The organism is Streptomyces hyaluromycini, from assembly GCF_002217755.1.
Lineage (GTDB): Bacteria > Actinomycetota > Actinomycetes > Streptomycetales > Streptomycetaceae > Streptomyces > Streptomyces hyaluromycini.
The window spans coordinates 382,136-398,054 of sequence record NZ_BCFL01000017.1; the positions used below are offsets into that span (position 1 = coordinate 382,136).

General features: G+C 73.0%; 18 protein-coding genes. 4 read left to right on the forward strand and 14 right to left on the reverse strand.

The genetic code is table 11. The annotated features are described in order from the left end of the window. Positions 1 to 91: 91 nt before the first annotated feature. Both SSP29_RS09680 and SSP29_RS09685 read right to left on the reverse strand, forming a co-directional pair. The gene (locus tag SSP29_RS09680) at positions 92 to 457 is read right to left on the reverse strand and encodes a hypothetical protein (protein WP_089100141.1); all 366 of its coding nucleotides are present in this window, start codon (positions 455 to 457) and stop codon (positions 92 to 94) included. Positions 458 to 546: 89 nt separating this feature from the next. Next, entirely contained in the window at positions 547 to 1,548 is a 1,002-nt protein-coding gene (locus SSP29_RS09685) for a GlxA family transcriptional regulator (RefSeq protein ID WP_089100142.1), read from the reverse strand. A 160-nt stretch (positions 1,549 to 1,708) separates the two neighbouring features. Here SSP29_RS09685 and SSP29_RS09690 point away from each other — a divergent pair, with 160 nt between their 5' ends. Next, entirely contained in the window at positions 1,709 to 3,205 is a 1,497-nt protein-coding gene (locus tag SSP29_RS09690) for an MFS transporter (protein ID WP_089100143.1), read from the forward strand. Between the two features lie 22 nt (positions 3,206 to 3,227). On the opposite strand, the gene SSP29_RS09695 is transcribed toward SSP29_RS09690, so the two are convergent. From SSP29_RS09695 to SSP29_RS09730, 8 genes are all read right to left on the reverse strand, one after another. Further along, positions 3,228 to 3,515: an SCO5918 family protein gene (locus tag SSP29_RS09695; RefSeq protein WP_089100144.1), complete on the reverse strand. Its 288-nt coding sequence runs from the start codon at positions 3,513 to 3,515 to the stop codon at positions 3,228 to 3,230. A gap of 94 nt (positions 3,516 to 3,609) precedes the next feature. After that, positions 3,610 to 3,948 carry a CBS domain-containing protein gene (locus SSP29_RS09700; protein ID WP_089100729.1) on the reverse strand — a complete coding sequence of 113 codons (339 nt, stop codon included), beginning with the start codon at positions 3,946 to 3,948 and terminating at the stop codon, positions 3,610 to 3,612. Between the two features lie 167 nt (positions 3,949 to 4,115). Continuing rightward, positions 4,116 to 5,642, reverse strand: a complete 1,527-nt coding sequence (locus tag SSP29_RS09705; protein WP_089100145.1) for a DEAD/DEAH box helicase — start codon at positions 5,640 to 5,642, stop codon at positions 4,116 to 4,118. Positions 5,643 to 5,931: 289 nt separating this feature from the next. Further along, positions 5,932 to 6,135, reverse strand: coding sequence for a cold-shock protein (locus tag SSP29_RS09710; RefSeq protein ID WP_007383480.1), 204 nt, complete (start codon positions 6,133 to 6,135; stop codon positions 5,932 to 5,934). A gap of 231 nt (positions 6,136 to 6,366) precedes the next feature. After that, entirely contained in the window at positions 6,367 to 6,705 is a 339-nt protein-coding gene (locus SSP29_RS09715; RefSeq protein WP_089100146.1) for a helix-turn-helix domain-containing protein, read from the reverse strand. 207 nt (positions 6,706 to 6,912) lie between these two features. Further along, on the reverse strand, positions 6,913 to 7,395 hold the full coding sequence (locus tag SSP29_RS55225) for an STAS domain-containing protein (protein ID WP_107436164.1): 483 nt from the start codon (positions 7,393 to 7,395) through the stop codon (positions 6,913 to 6,915). Beyond that, a complete protein-coding gene (locus tag SSP29_RS55230) occupies positions 7,392 to 7,868 on the reverse strand; it encodes a DUF5994 family protein (protein ID WP_245883056.1) in 477 nt (158 codons plus the stop codon). The genes SSP29_RS55225 and SSP29_RS55230 overlap by 4 nt, the downstream gene beginning before the upstream one ends. A gap of 353 nt (positions 7,869 to 8,221) precedes the next feature. Next, positions 8,222 to 8,566 (reverse strand): hypothetical protein, encoded by a 345-nt coding sequence (locus SSP29_RS09730; protein ID WP_089100147.1) that lies wholly within the window; start codon positions 8,564 to 8,566, stop codon positions 8,222 to 8,224. Positions 8,567 to 8,949: 383 nt separating this feature from the next. Between SSP29_RS09730 and SSP29_RS60885 the strand changes: the two genes are divergently transcribed. The 3 genes from SSP29_RS60885 to SSP29_RS09740 all read left to right on the forward strand — a co-directional run bounded on the left by SSP29_RS60885 (position 8,950) and on the right by SSP29_RS09740 (position 10,542). Further along, complete coding sequence (locus tag SSP29_RS60885) at positions 8,950 to 9,084, forward strand: hypothetical protein (protein WP_275539754.1); 135 nt, start codon at positions 8,950 to 8,952, stop codon at positions 9,082 to 9,084. 41 nt (positions 9,085 to 9,125) lie between these two features. Further along, complete coding sequence (locus SSP29_RS09735) at positions 9,126 to 9,530, forward strand: DUF5994 family protein (protein ID WP_089100148.1); 405 nt, start codon at positions 9,126 to 9,128, stop codon at positions 9,528 to 9,530. Positions 9,531 to 9,969: 439 nt separating this feature from the next. Further along, on the forward strand, positions 9,970 to 10,542 hold the full coding sequence (locus tag SSP29_RS09740; protein WP_150133853.1) for a hypothetical protein: 573 nt from the start codon (positions 9,970 to 9,972) through the stop codon (positions 10,540 to 10,542). A gap of 52 nt (positions 10,543 to 10,594) precedes the next feature. Here the strand turns inward: SSP29_RS09740 and SSP29_RS09745 are convergent, their stop codons facing one another. From SSP29_RS09745 to SSP29_RS09765, 4 genes are all read right to left on the reverse strand, one after another. Next, positions 10,595 to 12,430: a SpoIIE family protein phosphatase gene (locus SSP29_RS09745; protein WP_275539755.1), complete on the reverse strand. Its 1,836-nt coding sequence runs from the start codon at positions 12,428 to 12,430 to the stop codon at positions 10,595 to 10,597. A gap of 308 nt (positions 12,431 to 12,738) precedes the next feature. Then, the gene (locus SSP29_RS09755) at positions 12,739 to 13,575 is read right to left on the reverse strand and encodes an ATP-grasp domain-containing protein (protein ID WP_089100149.1); all 837 of its coding nucleotides are present in this window, start codon (positions 13,573 to 13,575) and stop codon (positions 12,739 to 12,741) included. A gap of 94 nt (positions 13,576 to 13,669) precedes the next feature. After that, positions 13,670 to 15,025, reverse strand: a complete 1,356-nt coding sequence (locus tag SSP29_RS09760; protein ID WP_245883057.1) for an MFS transporter — start codon at positions 15,023 to 15,025, stop codon at positions 13,670 to 13,672. 180 nt (positions 15,026 to 15,205) lie between these two features. Beyond that, on the reverse strand, positions 15,206 to 15,724 hold the full coding sequence (locus SSP29_RS09765) for a DUF5990 family protein (protein ID WP_150133856.1): 519 nt from the start codon (positions 15,722 to 15,724) through the stop codon (positions 15,206 to 15,208). Positions 15,725 to 15,919: the final 195 nt, after the last annotated feature.

The window sequence follows — 15,919 nt, forward strand, 5'->3', positions numbered from 1 at the left end:
CGCCCCCGAGGACCGGTAGCGCACTGGCGGCGGGGCCGTGCGCCCCGCTCGGCCAGTGGCGATCACGCGGCTCGGATCCGGTCCGTCCTGGTCAGATCCGGTCCGTCAGGTCCTCCGCGAACACCTGCGACAGGGGCTGCGGTCCCACGTACTGCTGGCAGTTGCACTGCCCGGCCTCGTAGCGCAGCGGATTCTTGTTCTCGTCCCAGGCCGTCGGCACCTCGACGCGCTCGTGGCACCGGCCCTGCTTGTCGTGCTTGGCGAGGTGGTGGGTGCATCCGCAGACCGCCTCCGGCGGCTTGTTCGCGGCTTCGACGGCCAGCCGTTCCTGCTTCGCCACCTCCAGCAACTGCACCTTCCGCTCATGCCGATTGCGCAGTGCGGTACGGACGTTGTCGGCGACCCATGCGAAGCCCCCCGTCCAGAAGAGGATGAGAACCCACCAGAACCAGTCCATCAGCTGACCCTCCCCCTGTCCTGCCGAGCGCCAGCATAGGTGGCCCCTTCCGGGAAATCCCAGTGCTGTCACCCGGTCCGCACCGGGGATCAGGCGATTCCCGGCCGGACATGACCGGGCCCGCCCCTCCCGGCCGCCCACCGGACGTGGTCGGTCCGGCCGAACGCGGCGCGGTAGGCACTCGGCGTCAGGCCCGACCGGCGGACCAGGTGCCGGCGCAGCGAATCCACCGAACCGATGCCGCTGCGCTGCGCGACCTGATCAAGTGCCAGATCGGTAGTCTCCAACAACTCCCGTGCCCGGTCCATGCGTTGGTCCAGAAGCCACTGCAGCGGCGTCTGTCCCGTCTCGGCCTGGAACCGCCTGATGACGGTCCGCACACTACTGCTGTGGTGCCTCGCCAGGTCGGCGAGGGTGAGCGGTTCGTGCAGCCGTTGCAGTGCCCACTCCCGGGTGTCGGCGAGCGAGATCCCCGGCCTGACGGGAACCGGTTCCGCGATGAGCTGCGTCTGTTCGCCGGAACGCAGCGGCGCCGCGAGCACCAGGCGTGCCACGTCGTTGGCCACGGCGGTGCCGAAGTCGGTACGGACGATGTGCAGGCACAGGTCCAGCGCGGCGGCCAGCCCGGCCGAGGTCACCACCGGCCCGTCCTGCAGGTACAGCACGTCCGGCAGGACGGTCACCCGGGGGAAGCGCCGGCGCAGTTCGGCCGCGTACGTCCAGTACGTGGTGGCGCGCCGCCCGTCCAGCAGTCCGGCCTGCGCCAGCACGAAGACGCTGCCGCACACGGAGGCGATCCGCTTGCCCCCGGCGGCCGCCTCCCGCAGCGCCCCGAGCAGTTCCGGATCCGCCTCCTCACGGCCGCCCGCGCCCACCACCAGCACCGAGTCGGCCGCTTCCAGGACCTCCAGGCCGTGCCGCAGCACGATCTGCAGGGGGCCGGTGCCCACGTCCGTCCCGGCCTGCGCGGTACAGGGCACCACCTCGTAACAGGGCCGCCCGTCCACCTGCGCCAGACCGAGGGCCATCTCCGGGATGGACAGTTCGGCGGCTGTCACGGGAGGCACGGCGAGCAGGGCGATCCGGTGCATGGCGCGATCCTCCGCACGTCTGTCACTTGAGGCCCTCGTGGACATGTCCCGCTCACTTCAGAGTAGGTGGGGTCGCCCGTCGGGCTCGCGCTCTCACGACCAACACCACCCCCTGGATCTTCTGTTCCGCCGTTCCGTTCTTCAAGAAGGGCATACGACCATGGTCGCTGCACCGGACCAGGTGAGCCGACGGCTGGGCCTGAGGCTTGCGCTGCTCGCCTTCGCACAGCTCATCGCCACCATCGACGTCAACATCGTCTTCATCGCGCTCCCTGACATCGGACGCGAACTGGGCTTCGACGCGCAGTCGCTGCAGTGGGTGGTCAGCGCCTATGTCGTCGGCCTCGGCGGCTTCCTGCTGCTGGGCGGGCGCGCCGTGGACCGGTTCGGGCCGCGCCGGATGTTCTCCCTGGCCATGGCCCTGTACGCACTGTCGTCCCTGGTCGGCGGGGTCTCCTCGGACCAGGGGCTGCTGGTCACCGCGCGCTTCGTGCAGGGGCTCGGCGGTGCCCTGGTCACCCCCGCCACGCTGAAGCTGATCTACCTCAACTTCGCCGAGGGCGGTGACCGCAACCGTGCGGTGGGCGTGTGGGGCGCGGCGGGCGGCGCGGGCCTGTCGGTCGGCGCGCTGCTCGGCGGTGTGCTCACCAACTACCTGGGCTGGTCCTGGGTGTTCTTCGTGAACGTGCCGCTCGCGCTGATCGCCGCCGCGGCGGCACCCCGGGTGCTCGTGGCCGACCCGCCCTCCGCGACGAAGGACAAGAAGTTCGACCTGCTGGGCGCCCTGGTCGCCACGGCCGGCCTGACCCTCGTCGTCTTCGGGCTGGTCAGCGGGCCGGACAAGGGCTGGGGCAGCTTCGCGGGCGCGGGCACCGTCGCGGTCGGCGCCGTCCTGCTCGTGCTGTTCGTGGTGCTGGAGGCGCGCACCCGGGATCCGCTGGTCCCGCTGCGGATGTTCGGCAACCGCAACCTGCTCACCACGATGATCGTGATCTTCGTCTTCCAGGGCGCGCTCAGCTACACGTACTACCTGTTCACCACCTACCTGCAGAACGGCCTCGGCTACGACGCCCTGGACGCGGGCCTCGCGTTCGTGCCGGCCACGGCGGTCTCGATGTTCTCCGCCCTGAAGGTCACCCCGAAGGTGATCGGCAAGTGGGGGGTGCGCACCGCGGTGGTGAGCGGGGTACTGCTCACCGCGATCGGGCTCGCCGGCGTCTCCGCGAGCCTCACCGACGGCGGGTCGTACGGGTGGATGCTGCCGGGAGCGCTGGTGTGGGGGCTGGGCGGCGGGCTCGGCTTCCCGCCGATGTTCGTGGCCGCCGCGCAGGGTGTGCCGCCCGCCGAGCAGGGTGTGGCCTCCGGTCTGGTGTCGACGTTCCGGCAGGTCGGCGGTGCCATAGGGCTCGCCGTGCTGGTGGCCGTCGCCGACGCGGGGCTGGACATCCGCGCGGGCGCGCATCCGCCGGTCTCCGACGTCATCGACGGTCTGCGCGTCTCCGGCTGGGTCGCGGCCGCGCTCACCGTTCTCTCCGCGCTGGCCGCCCTCGCCCTGCGCAAGCCCGCCCCGGCTTCAGCACCCGCCCCGGTGCCGGAGCCGGACACGGCGCAGGATTCCGCCGGATCCTCGGTTTTCCGGCCGGCGAACGGCATCTGAGTCGCCGTCACCCCGGAGTTCGTCACCAGCCGAGCGCGTCCTCGTCGGCCCGCGCGTCCCGGGGCGGCGCGACCGGGCGCGCGTCGTGGCAGGTGAAGCCGAGCCGGGTCAGCGCGCGGCGCATCTCGAACGACGTGAAGTCCCGGCGGTTCTGCCTGGTGATCACTTCTCCGACCTGCATCACGGGGTAGATCTGGCCGTCGATGGTCACGGACACGCCGGTGACGGGTTCGGGGGTGATGCCGTCCATCGACTGCTCGACCTCGCTCTTGGTCAGGTCGAAGGGGAAACGGGCGATGACACAGCGCATGGATTCCTCCGCGGGGATGGGTGGGAACGCCGGGGAACGGCTCTGGGGAGGCCGGACGCGCGACGGCGGCCGGACGGGACGGTCAACGGGAGGGTCAGGGGGTGAGCGCGAGGACGCCCAAGGCGTAGCCGTGTTCGTCGACCACGGGGGAGACGTTCAGTATCCGTATCCGCATGGCGGCTTCCGCCTCGCCGAGTGCGGCCGTCGACGCGGTGAACGGTCCGCGGTCGAGCGGGATGTCCCGCAGCCGGGTCCGGTCGCTGAACCACGAGCCGCCGCGGTGCGCGGCGAGCTGGGCCCGGGTGACCAGGCCCGTGCACCGCCCGTCCTCGTCCTGCAGGAGCAGGTGCGGGACCCGGGCGCCGATGAGCACGGACAGGGCCACGTCGACCGCCATGTGGTCGTCGACCTGCGGCCCGGGGGCGTGCAGCATGGCGTCGCGGGCGGTCAGACCGGTGCCGTCGGCCTTGCCTGACCGGTGTGCTCGGGGCGGAACCGGCGTCGTCTGCGTCAAGGGCTTCTCCTCTTCGTCGGGGCGGGCAGGAGGGCGGCGTCTCGGCGTGACTGCTGGGAGCGGGGCGCGCGTTCCGCGTGACTGGGCTATGTGGTGGGCCCGGAGGCGGAGCGGCGCGCCGGGGCCGCGGCCCGGCCGTTCCCGCCTCGTCCGGCGGCCCGGCCCCGGCGGCCACGGCCGGCGGATCCCTTGCCCTCGCGCTGTTCGGCGACCGGTGCGGGGATGGTGACCGGCACGCCGGACGGGGTCCGGGCCCCGGTGATGGCATGCAGTTCGGCCGCGCCGGGACGGATCCGCGCGGTACGCGGGGTGATGCCCGCGTCGGCCATGAGACGGTCCATCGCCCGGCGCTGGTGCGGCAGGACGAGGGTGACGACGGTGCCCGACTCGCCCGCGCGGGCGGTGCGGCCGCCGCGGTGCAGGTAGTCCTTGTGGTCGCCGGGCGGGTCGACGTTCACGACGAGGTCGAGCTGGTCGACGTGGATTCCGCGGGCCGCGACGTTGGTGGCCACCAGGGCCGTGACGTGGCCGTCCTTGAACCGGGCGAGCGTCCGGTTGCGCTGCGGCTGGGACTTGCCGCCGTGCAGCGCCGAGGCGCGCACTCCGACGGACAGCAGGTGCTCGGTCAGCCGGTCGACCGCGTGCTTGGTGTCCAGGAACATGATCACGCGTCCGTCGCGGGCGGCGATCTCGGTCGCGGTGGTGTCCTTGTCCCCGTCGCGCACGTGCAGCAGATGGTGCGCCATGGTGGTGACGCTGCCCGCCGGCGGGTCGACCGAGTGCACCACGGGGTCGTGGAGGTAGCGGCGCACCAGGAGGTCGATGTCACCGTCCAGGGTGGCCGAGAACAGCAACCGCTGCCCGCCGGAAGGGACTTGGTCGAGCAGTGTGGTCACCTGCGGCAGGAAGCCCATGTCGGCCATCTGGTCGGCCTCGTCGAGGACGGTGACGGCGACCCGGTCCAGCCGGCAGTCTCCTCGCTCGATGAGGTCCTTGAGACGGCCGGGTGTCGCGACGACGACCTCGGCCGCGCCGCGCAGGACACTCGCCTGACGGCCGATCGACATACCGCCCACCACGGTGGCGAGCCGCAGTCCCAGGGCGCGGGCGTAGGGCGTGAGCGCGTCGGTGACCTGCTGGGCCAGTTCCCGGGTGGGGACGAGGACGAGGGCGAGCGGCTGCCGGGGCTGGGCGCGCTGCCCGTCGAGGCGGGCCAGCACCGGCAGGCCGAAGGCGAGGGTCTTGCCCGAGCCCGTACGACCCCGGCCCAGGACGTCCCGGCCGGCGAGTGCGTTCGGAAGGGTGGCCGCCTGGATCGGGAAGGGCACGGTCACGCCCTCGGCGCGGAGCGCGGCCAGCAGCCGCGCGGGCATGTCCAGTTCGGCGAACGCCTCGACCGCGGGCAGCGGCTCGGTCAGGGTGACCGGCGCGGTGAACTCCCGTCGTGCGGCGGAGTGCGCTCCCTGGCCGCTCTTGCGCCCGGTGCCCGGACGCGGCCGGCCCGACTCCTGCGCTCGGAAGCGGCTGTCGCGGGCAGGGGCCGTGGAGCGCGTGGTACTCCGGTCCGCGCGGTGGCGGCCGGAACTGCCGCCGGTGCGACGGGTGCGGTTCATGAAGGAACCTTCCTCGATGCGGCGTATCGAGGAATTCCGTCCGACGGCGGGCGGCCGTACGAGGAATCACAAGAATGGGCCGAAGAAAAAATCGGAAAGCGGGGCCTCTCGGTTCGAAGCCGGGGCCGTCATCGATCCAGAGATCCCGGAATCGGTTTCCAGGCGGCCGGCTGCCCGGGTCTCCGGGCCCGGGTGCCCGGGCAATGCAATGGCTGAGGCCCGCACCCCAAGAGCGCGGGCCCCAGCCATGTGATGCGCGGGCCAGTGGCCCGCGGCGTTCGCGTCGGCGTCAGGCGGGAACGATGTTCTCGGCCTGCGGGCCCTTCTGGCCCTGCGTGACGTCGAAGGTAACCTTCTGGCCTTCCTGAAGCTCACGGAAGCCGGAGGTGGCGATGTTCGAGTAGTGGGCGAACACGTCAGCGCCGCCGCCGTCCTGCTCGATGAAGCCAAATCCCTTTTCCGCGTTGAACCACTTCACGGTGCCAGATGCCATATTGAATCTCCCTCGGGGGGCAGTACCGGAATCCGCACTTTACGGACCCGAGTCGCCGCGATGATCACCCCTCCGGAAAGATCCGGAAAGCTCTGCAAAGAAAAAATTCTCTGGCAACCAAAACTGCAACTGCTATCACGTTAACACAGTCCGGGAGGAACCGGCCATAGGTTTTCGCACCCGTCGGGCAATTCCTGTCCCGTCGGAGTCCGTATTTCTGTACCGGCGGAACTAGATATGCGCGTCGCCCTCGTCCAGCTTCCGGCGTATTTCCCGGTTCGTGCGGAGGGCGTCGTCCAGCTGGTCCTCAAGGGAGATGATGCGGCACGCGGCCTCGATGGGGGTGCCCTGGCCGACCAGCTCGCGAGCGCGGGCGGCGACCAGCAACTGACGGCGGGAGTACCGGCGGTGGCCGCCTTCCGACCGCAGGGGGGTGATCAGCCCCGCCTCACCGACGGCCCTCAGGAAGGCGGGGGTGGTGCCGAGCACGTCGGCGGCCCGCCCCATGGTGTAGGCGGGGTAGTCGTCGTCGTCGAGGTTGCCGACGACGGGGCCGTTCTCGGCGGGCATGACACCTTCGTTCCGGGAGCGCTACGAGGGACCCAGGTGTGCGTGGCACCTGTGCATCGAAGGAATCAGCGCCATCTGCGTCGTCCCACAACCCTAGCGCCGCCGGGCACGGACATGTGGCCTCGCCGTGACAGACTTTCTTCCGTTTGCACCCCGATGTCCGTCCGCCGGCCGTCCACGCGCAACCCGGTGAGCCGCCGCACGTCGTCACCGGCCGTCGAGCAGGGCCCTGATCCGGGCACGGTACGCCGTCGTGTCGGCCGTTCGTCCCTCCCAGGCGTCCTGTGCGTTCGCGTAGGCGGGAAAGCGGCTGAGCATGCCGGTGCTGCGGAAGACCAGGTGGGTCGTGTGGTTGTCGTAGACGACGCGGATCCAGCCGCCCCGGGCGCGGCAGTCGGCCCACGCCTGGCACAGCGGCGGCAGAATGCTGCAGTCGGCGAAGGTGACCTCGCTCAGGTCCACGATGACCAGGAGCCGTCCGGGCCGGGCCGCGCGGACCTCGGCCAGGGCACGGACCAGTGGTGCCACGGTCTGCGCGTCCAGTTCGCCGTACGCGCGGACGATGCGGCACTCCTCGAACAGCGCGGGAGCTTCGCCCGGAGGGGTCCGCGGTTCACCCGGGGAGGAGGGTCGCGGCCCCTCGGCCGGGCCCGTCGGGGATTCCCCCGGCCCCGGCGCCGCGGACCTCACCCCGTCTCCCCTGCCCTGTCCCTGGGGCGACCGGCAGGAGCGAGCGCCGGTATCCGCCCGGCGGTCAGCGGGTGCTCGGCGTCGGCGGCGGCGAGCAGCCGGGCGGCCGTCCCGGCGGACTCCTCGGGCGGGACGACCAGAAGCGCCAGGCGTCCCGCGGTGCCGCAGTCCAGGGTGATGACGTGCGCCCCGCTGCCCGGGCCGGCCGGCTCCACGGCGATCACCCGGCCGGGCGCCATGACCGTCCGCGGGGCGTCCGGCCAGTCGGCGAGGTCCACGGTGACCCGCACCTGGGCTTCCGGAACCGGTTCCAACTCGCCGACGAGCGAGGGCAGTTCAAGCTCCAGGGCGCCACAGCGCGGCCACCAGGCGCCGTCCAGCGGGCCGCTGCCGACACCCCGGGTGAGGCTCAGGCGGGGCATGGGCATCCCGTACGTGTGCGCGTCGGCAGCCGGCGTTGTGCTGCGTCCCATCGTGCGATCCCGTCCCGGGCGCCGCGGCGAGGCCGCCCGATGCGTCGCTCGCCGGGAACGGCACCGCTGACCGCGCTGCGCGAAAAGCTCTCGGTACGACCAGGCTACTCCTGGCCGGGGGAGAAGCGGCCGGGACCGGTCCCGGCAACCGCGCCCGCTCCGCCTCCTCCCGTCCCTCCCGTACCTCCACCAGGCGGGTCGGCCGCCGGTGTGTCCGCGAGACGCCGGCCGACTCGACGCGGAGCCTCCGGAAGCCACGCGGAGCCACGAGCCTCCGGAGGCTCGCCTCTCTCCGTCGCCGGAGAAGGGGCGGCGCGGGCCTCCGCCGCTCTCCGGCGGAAGCCTGCCGCCGGCTACGTCCGCAGCAGCCGTTGGGTGAGCTCCCGGTACTGCCGCAGCGCGCCCCGCAGCTCGGTGGAGTCTGTTTCGGGGTCCCGGTCCTGCCAGCCGGCGCGGAGCACCCGCCGCATCTCCGAAAGGGCGTTCGTGAGCCGGGCGGCGGCTTCGTCGAAGGCGGCCTCCGCCTCCTCCAGCGCCTGGCGCGGGGTGTCCGCGAAGGTGTTGACGGCGTGTCCGAGGCGGCGCACGATCTCGTCCCGCTCTTCCGCGGGGAGCAGCGGCTCCGGGCCCGTGCTGCGTCGGCCGCCCGGACCCGGGGACCGGTCCGGGGGCTGCTGGGCGCGTGTCTGGTCGTACATCGTCGTATGTACCGCTTCCGTTTGCGATGGGGGCACCGCCTGGAGGCGCCCTTCGCCTTCTCGACGGCCTGCTTCAGGCTTCCGGAGACCCGGTCGGCCCTGCCCTTCGTGGCCCTCAGCCGTCCCGCCAGTCAACGTCCGGCGACGGTACGTGTCAACGCGACACCGGCCCGAGTGCATCCGGCCGAAGGCCCCTGATCAGCGGAATCCGGGTATCCCCTCGGCCCGGGGGGTACGGTGGGCCGAGCGAGGGTGCGTCGTGCCTATCCGACAGGTCGTCACCAGCACACCACCCATCCCCCAGGGGCAGTCCGTGACCCCCGCCGCACCTCCGTCCCAGCGGCCTTCGCCGAGCGGCCTTCGCCCAGGTCAAGGACCCCTCCATGCAGACCGGCCCCGTTCACGCCCACCCCGCCGGACACCGCCGCGCCGTGGACGGGACCTGTCCGCACCGCATCGCACTGCTCCACCACGCGGACCGCTCCAGCGCCCGGCACGGCGTCGCGGGTCACACCTGACGGCAACCACGCATCCGCCCAAGGAAGTTGGCAGCAGCCTCATGACCACCGCCCTGCAACCACCGCTTCCCTCCCACCCCGTCCTCCGCCTGCGGCTGGCGCCCCGCAGCGACCTGCCCCGGTCCATCGACGGAGCGTGGTGGCCGCGCTCCTACGACCTCCTCGTGGAACTTCCGCGGCTGCTGGCCGGGTTGCCGCGCGAGTGGGGCCACATCACCAGTGCCACCGTCAACGGGGCGGTGTGGTCGGCGGCGCCCGGCCGGATACTCGTCTCCAACCAGGTCGTACGACTGCGCAGGGCCCAGGCGGCGAACGCCCCGCACACCGTTGTCCTGCTCGCCCCCGGCCGAGGGCGCTGGGACCTTGTGGTCGTGCCTCCGGACACCACCGAGGACGCCGCCGGACCGCTCATGGCGGCCGCTGCGGGCGCCCTCGGGGAGGGCTGACCCGGGCGCCATGACATCCCCGCCGGCCTTTCCGCCCTGATCAACCCCCACGCGCCGCGCCGATCACCCCTCACGCGCCGCCCTGATCACTCCCCCCACGCGCCGACGCGCCGACGCGCCACGGTCCGGCACATGGTCCGGCACACGGCTCGGCCGGCCGGCCGGCTGCCGCGCACCTCGGTGCCCGCCGCGGCGGGCCCGGCCGGGAGTACCGTGGAGAGACCGAGGGCATGCCGCGCACCGCCTCCGACACCGGTGCCGTTCTCGGGGATCGAAGACGCCGGGTCGGCCTTCGCCCGTGCCCGGGGCAGGGTTGCTCATGCCCGTGCATGTGTTCCTCCCGACGACGTTGACCCTCCCCGTGCTCCGACCCGCACGGGGCAGGCCGCGCACTCGCCTGCCGGGCGCGCCGAGGGCGGAGCGCAGTTCCTCGCCCGCGGTGGCCGAACGCGTCCGACCGCTGACCCGCGGTCAGGTCGAGGACCGCCTGCAGGAGTTGGGCGACCTGTACGCGGAGACCTCCGGCGGCGACCCGTGGGCCTGGAACGAGGCGCGTGCGGCCTTCCTGCTCCATCTCGCGGCCGACGCACGACGACCGGGGTTCTCGCTGCTGATCGCGGAGACCACCGCCCTGGCCGGATACGCCTACGGCTTCCCCACAGCCGGCCCAGGTCCCTGGTGGGCGGGGTTCGACGGACACGTCGGGGGGAGTCTGCTTCGCCGCGCCGCCTCCGGCGGGCTCTTCGTCGTCTCCGGAATCGTGGTGCCGCCTCGCGTGCGCCGGGAGTACAAGGACCAGGTCTGGAACCTCGCCCGGCGCCTGCAGCGGCGACTGCTCACCGACCACGGCGCCGCGCTCGGCGTCACGCTGGTGGACGCCCGGGACGACAGGACGGTCGAGACCATGCGGTCCTGGGGCTGGCGGTACGCAGGAGACGACACCCTCCCGGCCGTGCCGCTGGCCGTGCCGCCCGGTCCGTTCCGCGTTCTGGTCCTGGCTCCGGGGACGTGAGCGGCCGCCTCCCCAGGGGCTCCCCACGGACTCCCCGGAGGCTCCCCATGGATCACACCTCGGTCCCGGTCAGGGGCACAGGCAAGCGCAGGGCGAGGAGGGCGATGTCGTCGGTGCTGCCGAGCGGCATCCGGGCCGCCAGCTGGTCGCACAGCGTGTCCAGCGGTTCGTGGCCGAGTGTGAGGGCGTGTCGGCGCAGCCGGCCGAGCCCGGTGTCCAGGTCGCTGCCGGGAGACTCGATCAGGCCGTCGGTGTAGAGCAGGAGCGTGGACCCCGGCGACAGGGCGTGGGCGGCGCTCGGCCGGCGGCCGCTGCCGCCCAGCTGGGTTCCGAGGATCAGTCCCTGCCCGGCTTCCAAATACTGCGCGTTCCCGTCGGGTGTCAGCAGCAGGGGCGGCGGGTGCCCGGCACTGGTCCAGCGCAGCGTCCAGGGACCGGTGTCCGGGCCCTCCACCCGGGCGAGGACGAGGGTGGCCATCGACACGGTCGTGATGGCGTGCATGGCGTCGTCGAGGCGGTCCACGACGGCACCGGTCGGCCCGATGTGGTCCCAGGCGAGGGAGCGCAGGACGCCCTGCAACTGCGCCATGCCGGCCGCGGCGGTCAGATCGTGGCCCACGACGTCGCCGATGACCAGGGCGAGCGTGCCGTCCCTCAGCGTGAACGCGTCGTACCAGTCGCCGCCGACCTGCGAGCCGGCCGGAGCGGGCTGGTACCGGGCCGCCAGCTGGATCCGGCCGTGCTCGGGCAGCGGGGGGAGGAGGTTGCGCTGCATGGCCTCGGCGACCGCGCGCTGCTGGCCGAACCGGCGGGCGTTGTCGATGACCAGGCCGACCCGGCGGCCGATGTCGCTCACCACCTCCAGATCGCCGGTGTCGAAGGGCCGTGCCGTGTCGGTGCGCACCAGGGTCAGGGCACCGGTGACCTGCCGTCTGCTCCCCAGTGGCACCGTGATGACGGAGGCCGCGCCGGTCGCTCTGAGGAAGGCGTCGTGGACGGTGGCCAGCGGGGAGTCGGGCGGCGCGTCCAGGTCCGCCCGGTCCTGCAGGACGGGACCGCCTCCGTTCAGCACCTGGGCCAGGGGCGAGTGGACCGCCTCGCCGGCAGGGGGCAGATGTCCGCGCCAGTCCTCCTGCGCGGCGTCACGGCCCTCGGGGCCGGTCACCGCCACCCGGTGCACCTGCCGGGAGCCGACCCGCAGGTCCACCGCGGCCCAGTCGGCGAGGCGGGGAACCAGGAGCCGGCCCAACCGGGCGAGAGCCTCGTCGACTTCCAGGGTCTGGCCGAGCACATCGGTGATCTCCGCGACGAGCGTCAGCCGCTCGGCGAGACTCTCCAGAGCACTCGTATGAGCAGCTCGTTCCGCCTGTTCCCCCCGCTCCGCACGCTCGGCACGCTCGGCACGTTCCGCACGCTCGGCGCGTTCCGCAAGCTCGGCACGTTCCGCACGCTCGGCGCGTTCCGCAAGCTCGGCACGTTCCGCACGCTCCGCGTGTTCCCTGCGGGCACGGCGGTCGGCCACCGTCTCGACGATCAGCACGACCATGCCCGGGGAGACACCGGAGACGTCGTCGCCCGTCAGAGGCGTGGCCGACCAGGAGATCGGGATCAGCCGTCCGTCTCCCCGCAGACACCTGTCGTCGTCCCCGCGTGCCGAACGCCCCTCGGCCAGCGCCCGCAGCAGCGGGCAGCGCTCCCGCGGGACGAGGGCGCCTCCCGGGTCCCGATGGCACAGGTCGTGCAGGTCCCGCCCGTACACCGCCGCTGCCGGGCGGCCCAGCAGCCGCTCGGCGGCCGGGTTGACCGCGACGATCCGGCCGGCCTGGTCGATCACGGCCATGGCCGTGCCCAGCTGCTCCACCACCTGCTGCCACAGACCTGGCTCCACCGCCGACAGCCGCCTCTCGTGCTCTCCGCCGGACCTCAAGCCCTCGACCGCACCGCCACCGCCCTTCCCACACCGACCGCACCGCGGCCCACAGAGACGTCGTGCCCCGATGGTCCCCCGCCGAGTGCCCATCCGCACGGCCGAAACGGCAGCGCCTCCGCGCCCCGCCGGTAAGGCCACTCCGGCGGGGCCTGTCACCGCCGGTACGGACCGCACCGGCCGACGCGGTCCGACGGCGGCGACGGCGTGCGGGGCGGCTACGGCGTACGGGTGTTGCACGCGTACGAGACGGATCCCGGCGTGGCGCTTCAGGTGCGGGGCGGGGCGTCCAGGAACCGGTGGAGGGAGGCCGTCATGCCGGTGACGAAGGCGTCGCGGGTCCGGTCGGAGACCAGGTCGAGGGAGAGGTAGGGGTTGAGGTCCTCCAGCTCGACCAGGAGCAGTTCGCCTTCCCGGGTGCGGCAGGCGTCCACGCGCTGGATGCCGTGGTCGAGGGTGTTCCAGTCGATGAAGCGGTGGGCGAAGGCGAGATCGGCCTCGGTGGGCTCGTAGGGCTCAAGGACCCAGCGCCGGTCGGGGTCGGGGGCATGGAGGGCGTACTGGAAGGCGTCGTCGATGTAGTAGAAGGACACCTCGTAGCGGAAGTCGATGCCCGGCTGGACCAGGATGTCGCCGTAGGGGAGGCCGCCGAGCCGGTCCTGGGGCACGAAGGCCAGACCGATGGAGTCAGCTCCGGCCTTCGGCTTGACCGCGTAGCGCTCGGCCTCGGGCAGCAGGTGCAGGTCCTCGGGCCGGTCCACGGTGGGGATGACCGGGTACCCGTCGGTCGTCAGGTCCAGCAGGTACTGCTTGCCGGCCATGTCGCCGCGCCCCGACAGCGGGTTGTAGACCCGGGTGCCCTGTGCGGCGGCCTTCTCCCGGAAGGCGTCGTAGGCCTGCTGGTAGTGCAGCACGGGGCCGCTGTTGCGGACCACGACCGCGTCGAAGGCGTCCATCAGCGCCGCGGCGTCCACAGGGTGGCACAGGGCGAGGTCGAAGCCGTCGCGCAGCCGGGAGGTCAGGAAGATGTCCTCGTCGCAGTAACGCCGTCCCCGGGCCTGGTAGGCGAGATCGGTCACGAACAGGAGGCTGGGGCGGACGAACACGGTGCATCTCCCTCTGTGGTGGCCACCAGCCTAGACACGGACGCGAGGCACGGCCGGGACAGGTCGTGCCCCACACGCCGCCTGGCTCCGCTCCCTAGGGCCTGCGGGGCACACCACCGCGCGGTGCGGGCGCCGGCCCGGCCTGCTCGGCCGGTGCGAGGGTCAGGGCGCGTACCTGCGGGAGCGCCAGTGGCAGTACGGCGGCGGTCGTGATCAGCGCGGCGGCGGCCCCGAGCGTGGTGCGCAGGCCGAGGAGTTCGACGGCCGGGCCGGTGAGCAGGTAGGCGACGGGTACGGGCAGGGTCTGGCCGAGCGTCGAGTACGACAGGGTCCGGCCGAGCCGGTCGGCGGGGATGCGTTCCTGCAGCAGCGAGGCCCACACGACCATGGCGACCTCCAGTCCGGCTCCGGCCGGCAGCATGGCGGCCACCAGCACAGGCAGCGGTATGCGTGCGGCTATCACCGCGAGCGGCAGGGCCAGGGCACCGGTTCCGGCGCACACGGTGACACCGGCCCCGGACGGCCGCCACACCAGCGCGAGCACGGCTCCGGCGATCAGTCCGGCGGTGAACGCGGACACGACCACACCCCACGGCCCGGCGCCGCCCAGCACCCGCTCCCCGTAGAGGGGGCCCAGCAGCTGGTAGCCGGCCAGCCACGCGGGCCCGATCAGCGCGGCCTGGCACACCATCACCCCCAGCCAGCGCCGGCACCGCACCTCGTACCAGCCCTGACGCAGATCGGCGGTGAAGGCCGCCCGGGGCCGCACCGTCCGGGGCAGTGCCCCCGCCCGCGCGAACAGGGCCGCCGACGCCGCGAAGGTCACCGCGTCCCAGCCGATCGCCCAGGCCGGCCCCGCCGCGGCGATCAGGACACCGCCCAGCGCGGGGCTCGCCGCCTTCCCGGTGTTCTGCCCGAACTTCAGCAGCGCGTTAGCGGTGTGCCACTGCCCGGCGGGTACGACCTCGGCGACGGCACCGTCCGCCGCCGGGGCGAAGAACGCGCCCGCCGCCCCGCACACCCCGGCCATCACCGCCAGCTGCCACACCCGCGCCGCACCGGACGCCAACAGCGCTACGGCCGTCGCCTCGGCGAACGCGCACGCCAGGTTCGACCACACCATCACCCGGGCCCGGTCCAGCCGGTCGGCGACGACACCGCCGACCGGCAGCGCCGCGAGCTGCGGAACGACACCGGCCGCGAGCACCAGGCCGAGGGCACGCGGCCCGCCGCCGATGTGCAGTGCCGCGAACGCGAGAGCGAGGGGGGCGACGGCCGAGCCCGTCCACGACAGCAGCCGGGCGGCGAGGTGCAGCCGAAAACCGCGGTGCGCAAGAGGCGCGCCGGCTCCGGTGAGCCGGGCCCGCCATCCGACCCGCAGGACCGCCCTCGCCGCCGCCGGGTCCGGCGACCGCGTCCCGACCAGTTCCCCACTCCGCCCAGAGCCCACGGAATCCCAACGACGCCGGCCATCGGGAAGATCGCCGCGACGCCGGGAAAGCGGCTCGGCACGGCCCGGCACGGCAGCGCCGCGCCCGGACGCAACCTGTCACGGCCGGTCAGTACAGGGCCTTGTAGCCCTGCCACCCGGTGGCGATCCCGGTGCGAGGACCGGTGCGCCCGTCGGCCTTCACCGAGGGGGGACCGGGTCCTCATGGCTCGGTGGCGGCCCGCCCTGGTCGGTGGGTTCGGCGGTCCAGGTGATGTGCGGGGGCTCGACGCGTGCGCACAAGGGGCCGCCGTGCGCGTCGGTCAGGCCGAGGCGTCCGACCAGCAGGCCGTCGTGCGCGGCGGCGGCGAGTACGTCGGCGGGGACGGCGTCGAGCATGAGTTTGGCGCGGCGGAACATGGTGAAGACGCCCGAGTCGTCGACCGTGCCCCACGACAGGTAGACGAACCGGCGGCCCAGACGGTTCTGCACATACGGTCCTGTCACATCGATGCCGTCGGGTGTGGCGGTCGCGGTGCACTCCAGGGTCCATGTCGCGAACGTGGCGTCGCCCGGATGTGGTTGGAGGACTTCGGCCGGACGGTCGCGGCGTTGCACGGCGACATGGATGTCGGCGTACGCGGGGCCGTCACCGTCGGCGGGGGCCGGGCAGGTGCGGCCGGGCAGGTCGAAGGCGTCGATACGGATACGGATACGCATACCCGCCATCATCTGTGGTGCGGGAGTCCGTCGGGCCGGGCCCGGGGTGCCGGTCTGCTCGAAGCGGTCGTCCGCCAACGACCCCGGCGCGTGTGAACACCGGGGTCGCCCTTCCAGGCCGGTCGCACGTGAGAGTGTGCCGACCCGCTTTCACCCTATGCCTGATGCGCATTTCGGGCATCAGGGGTTCCGTGC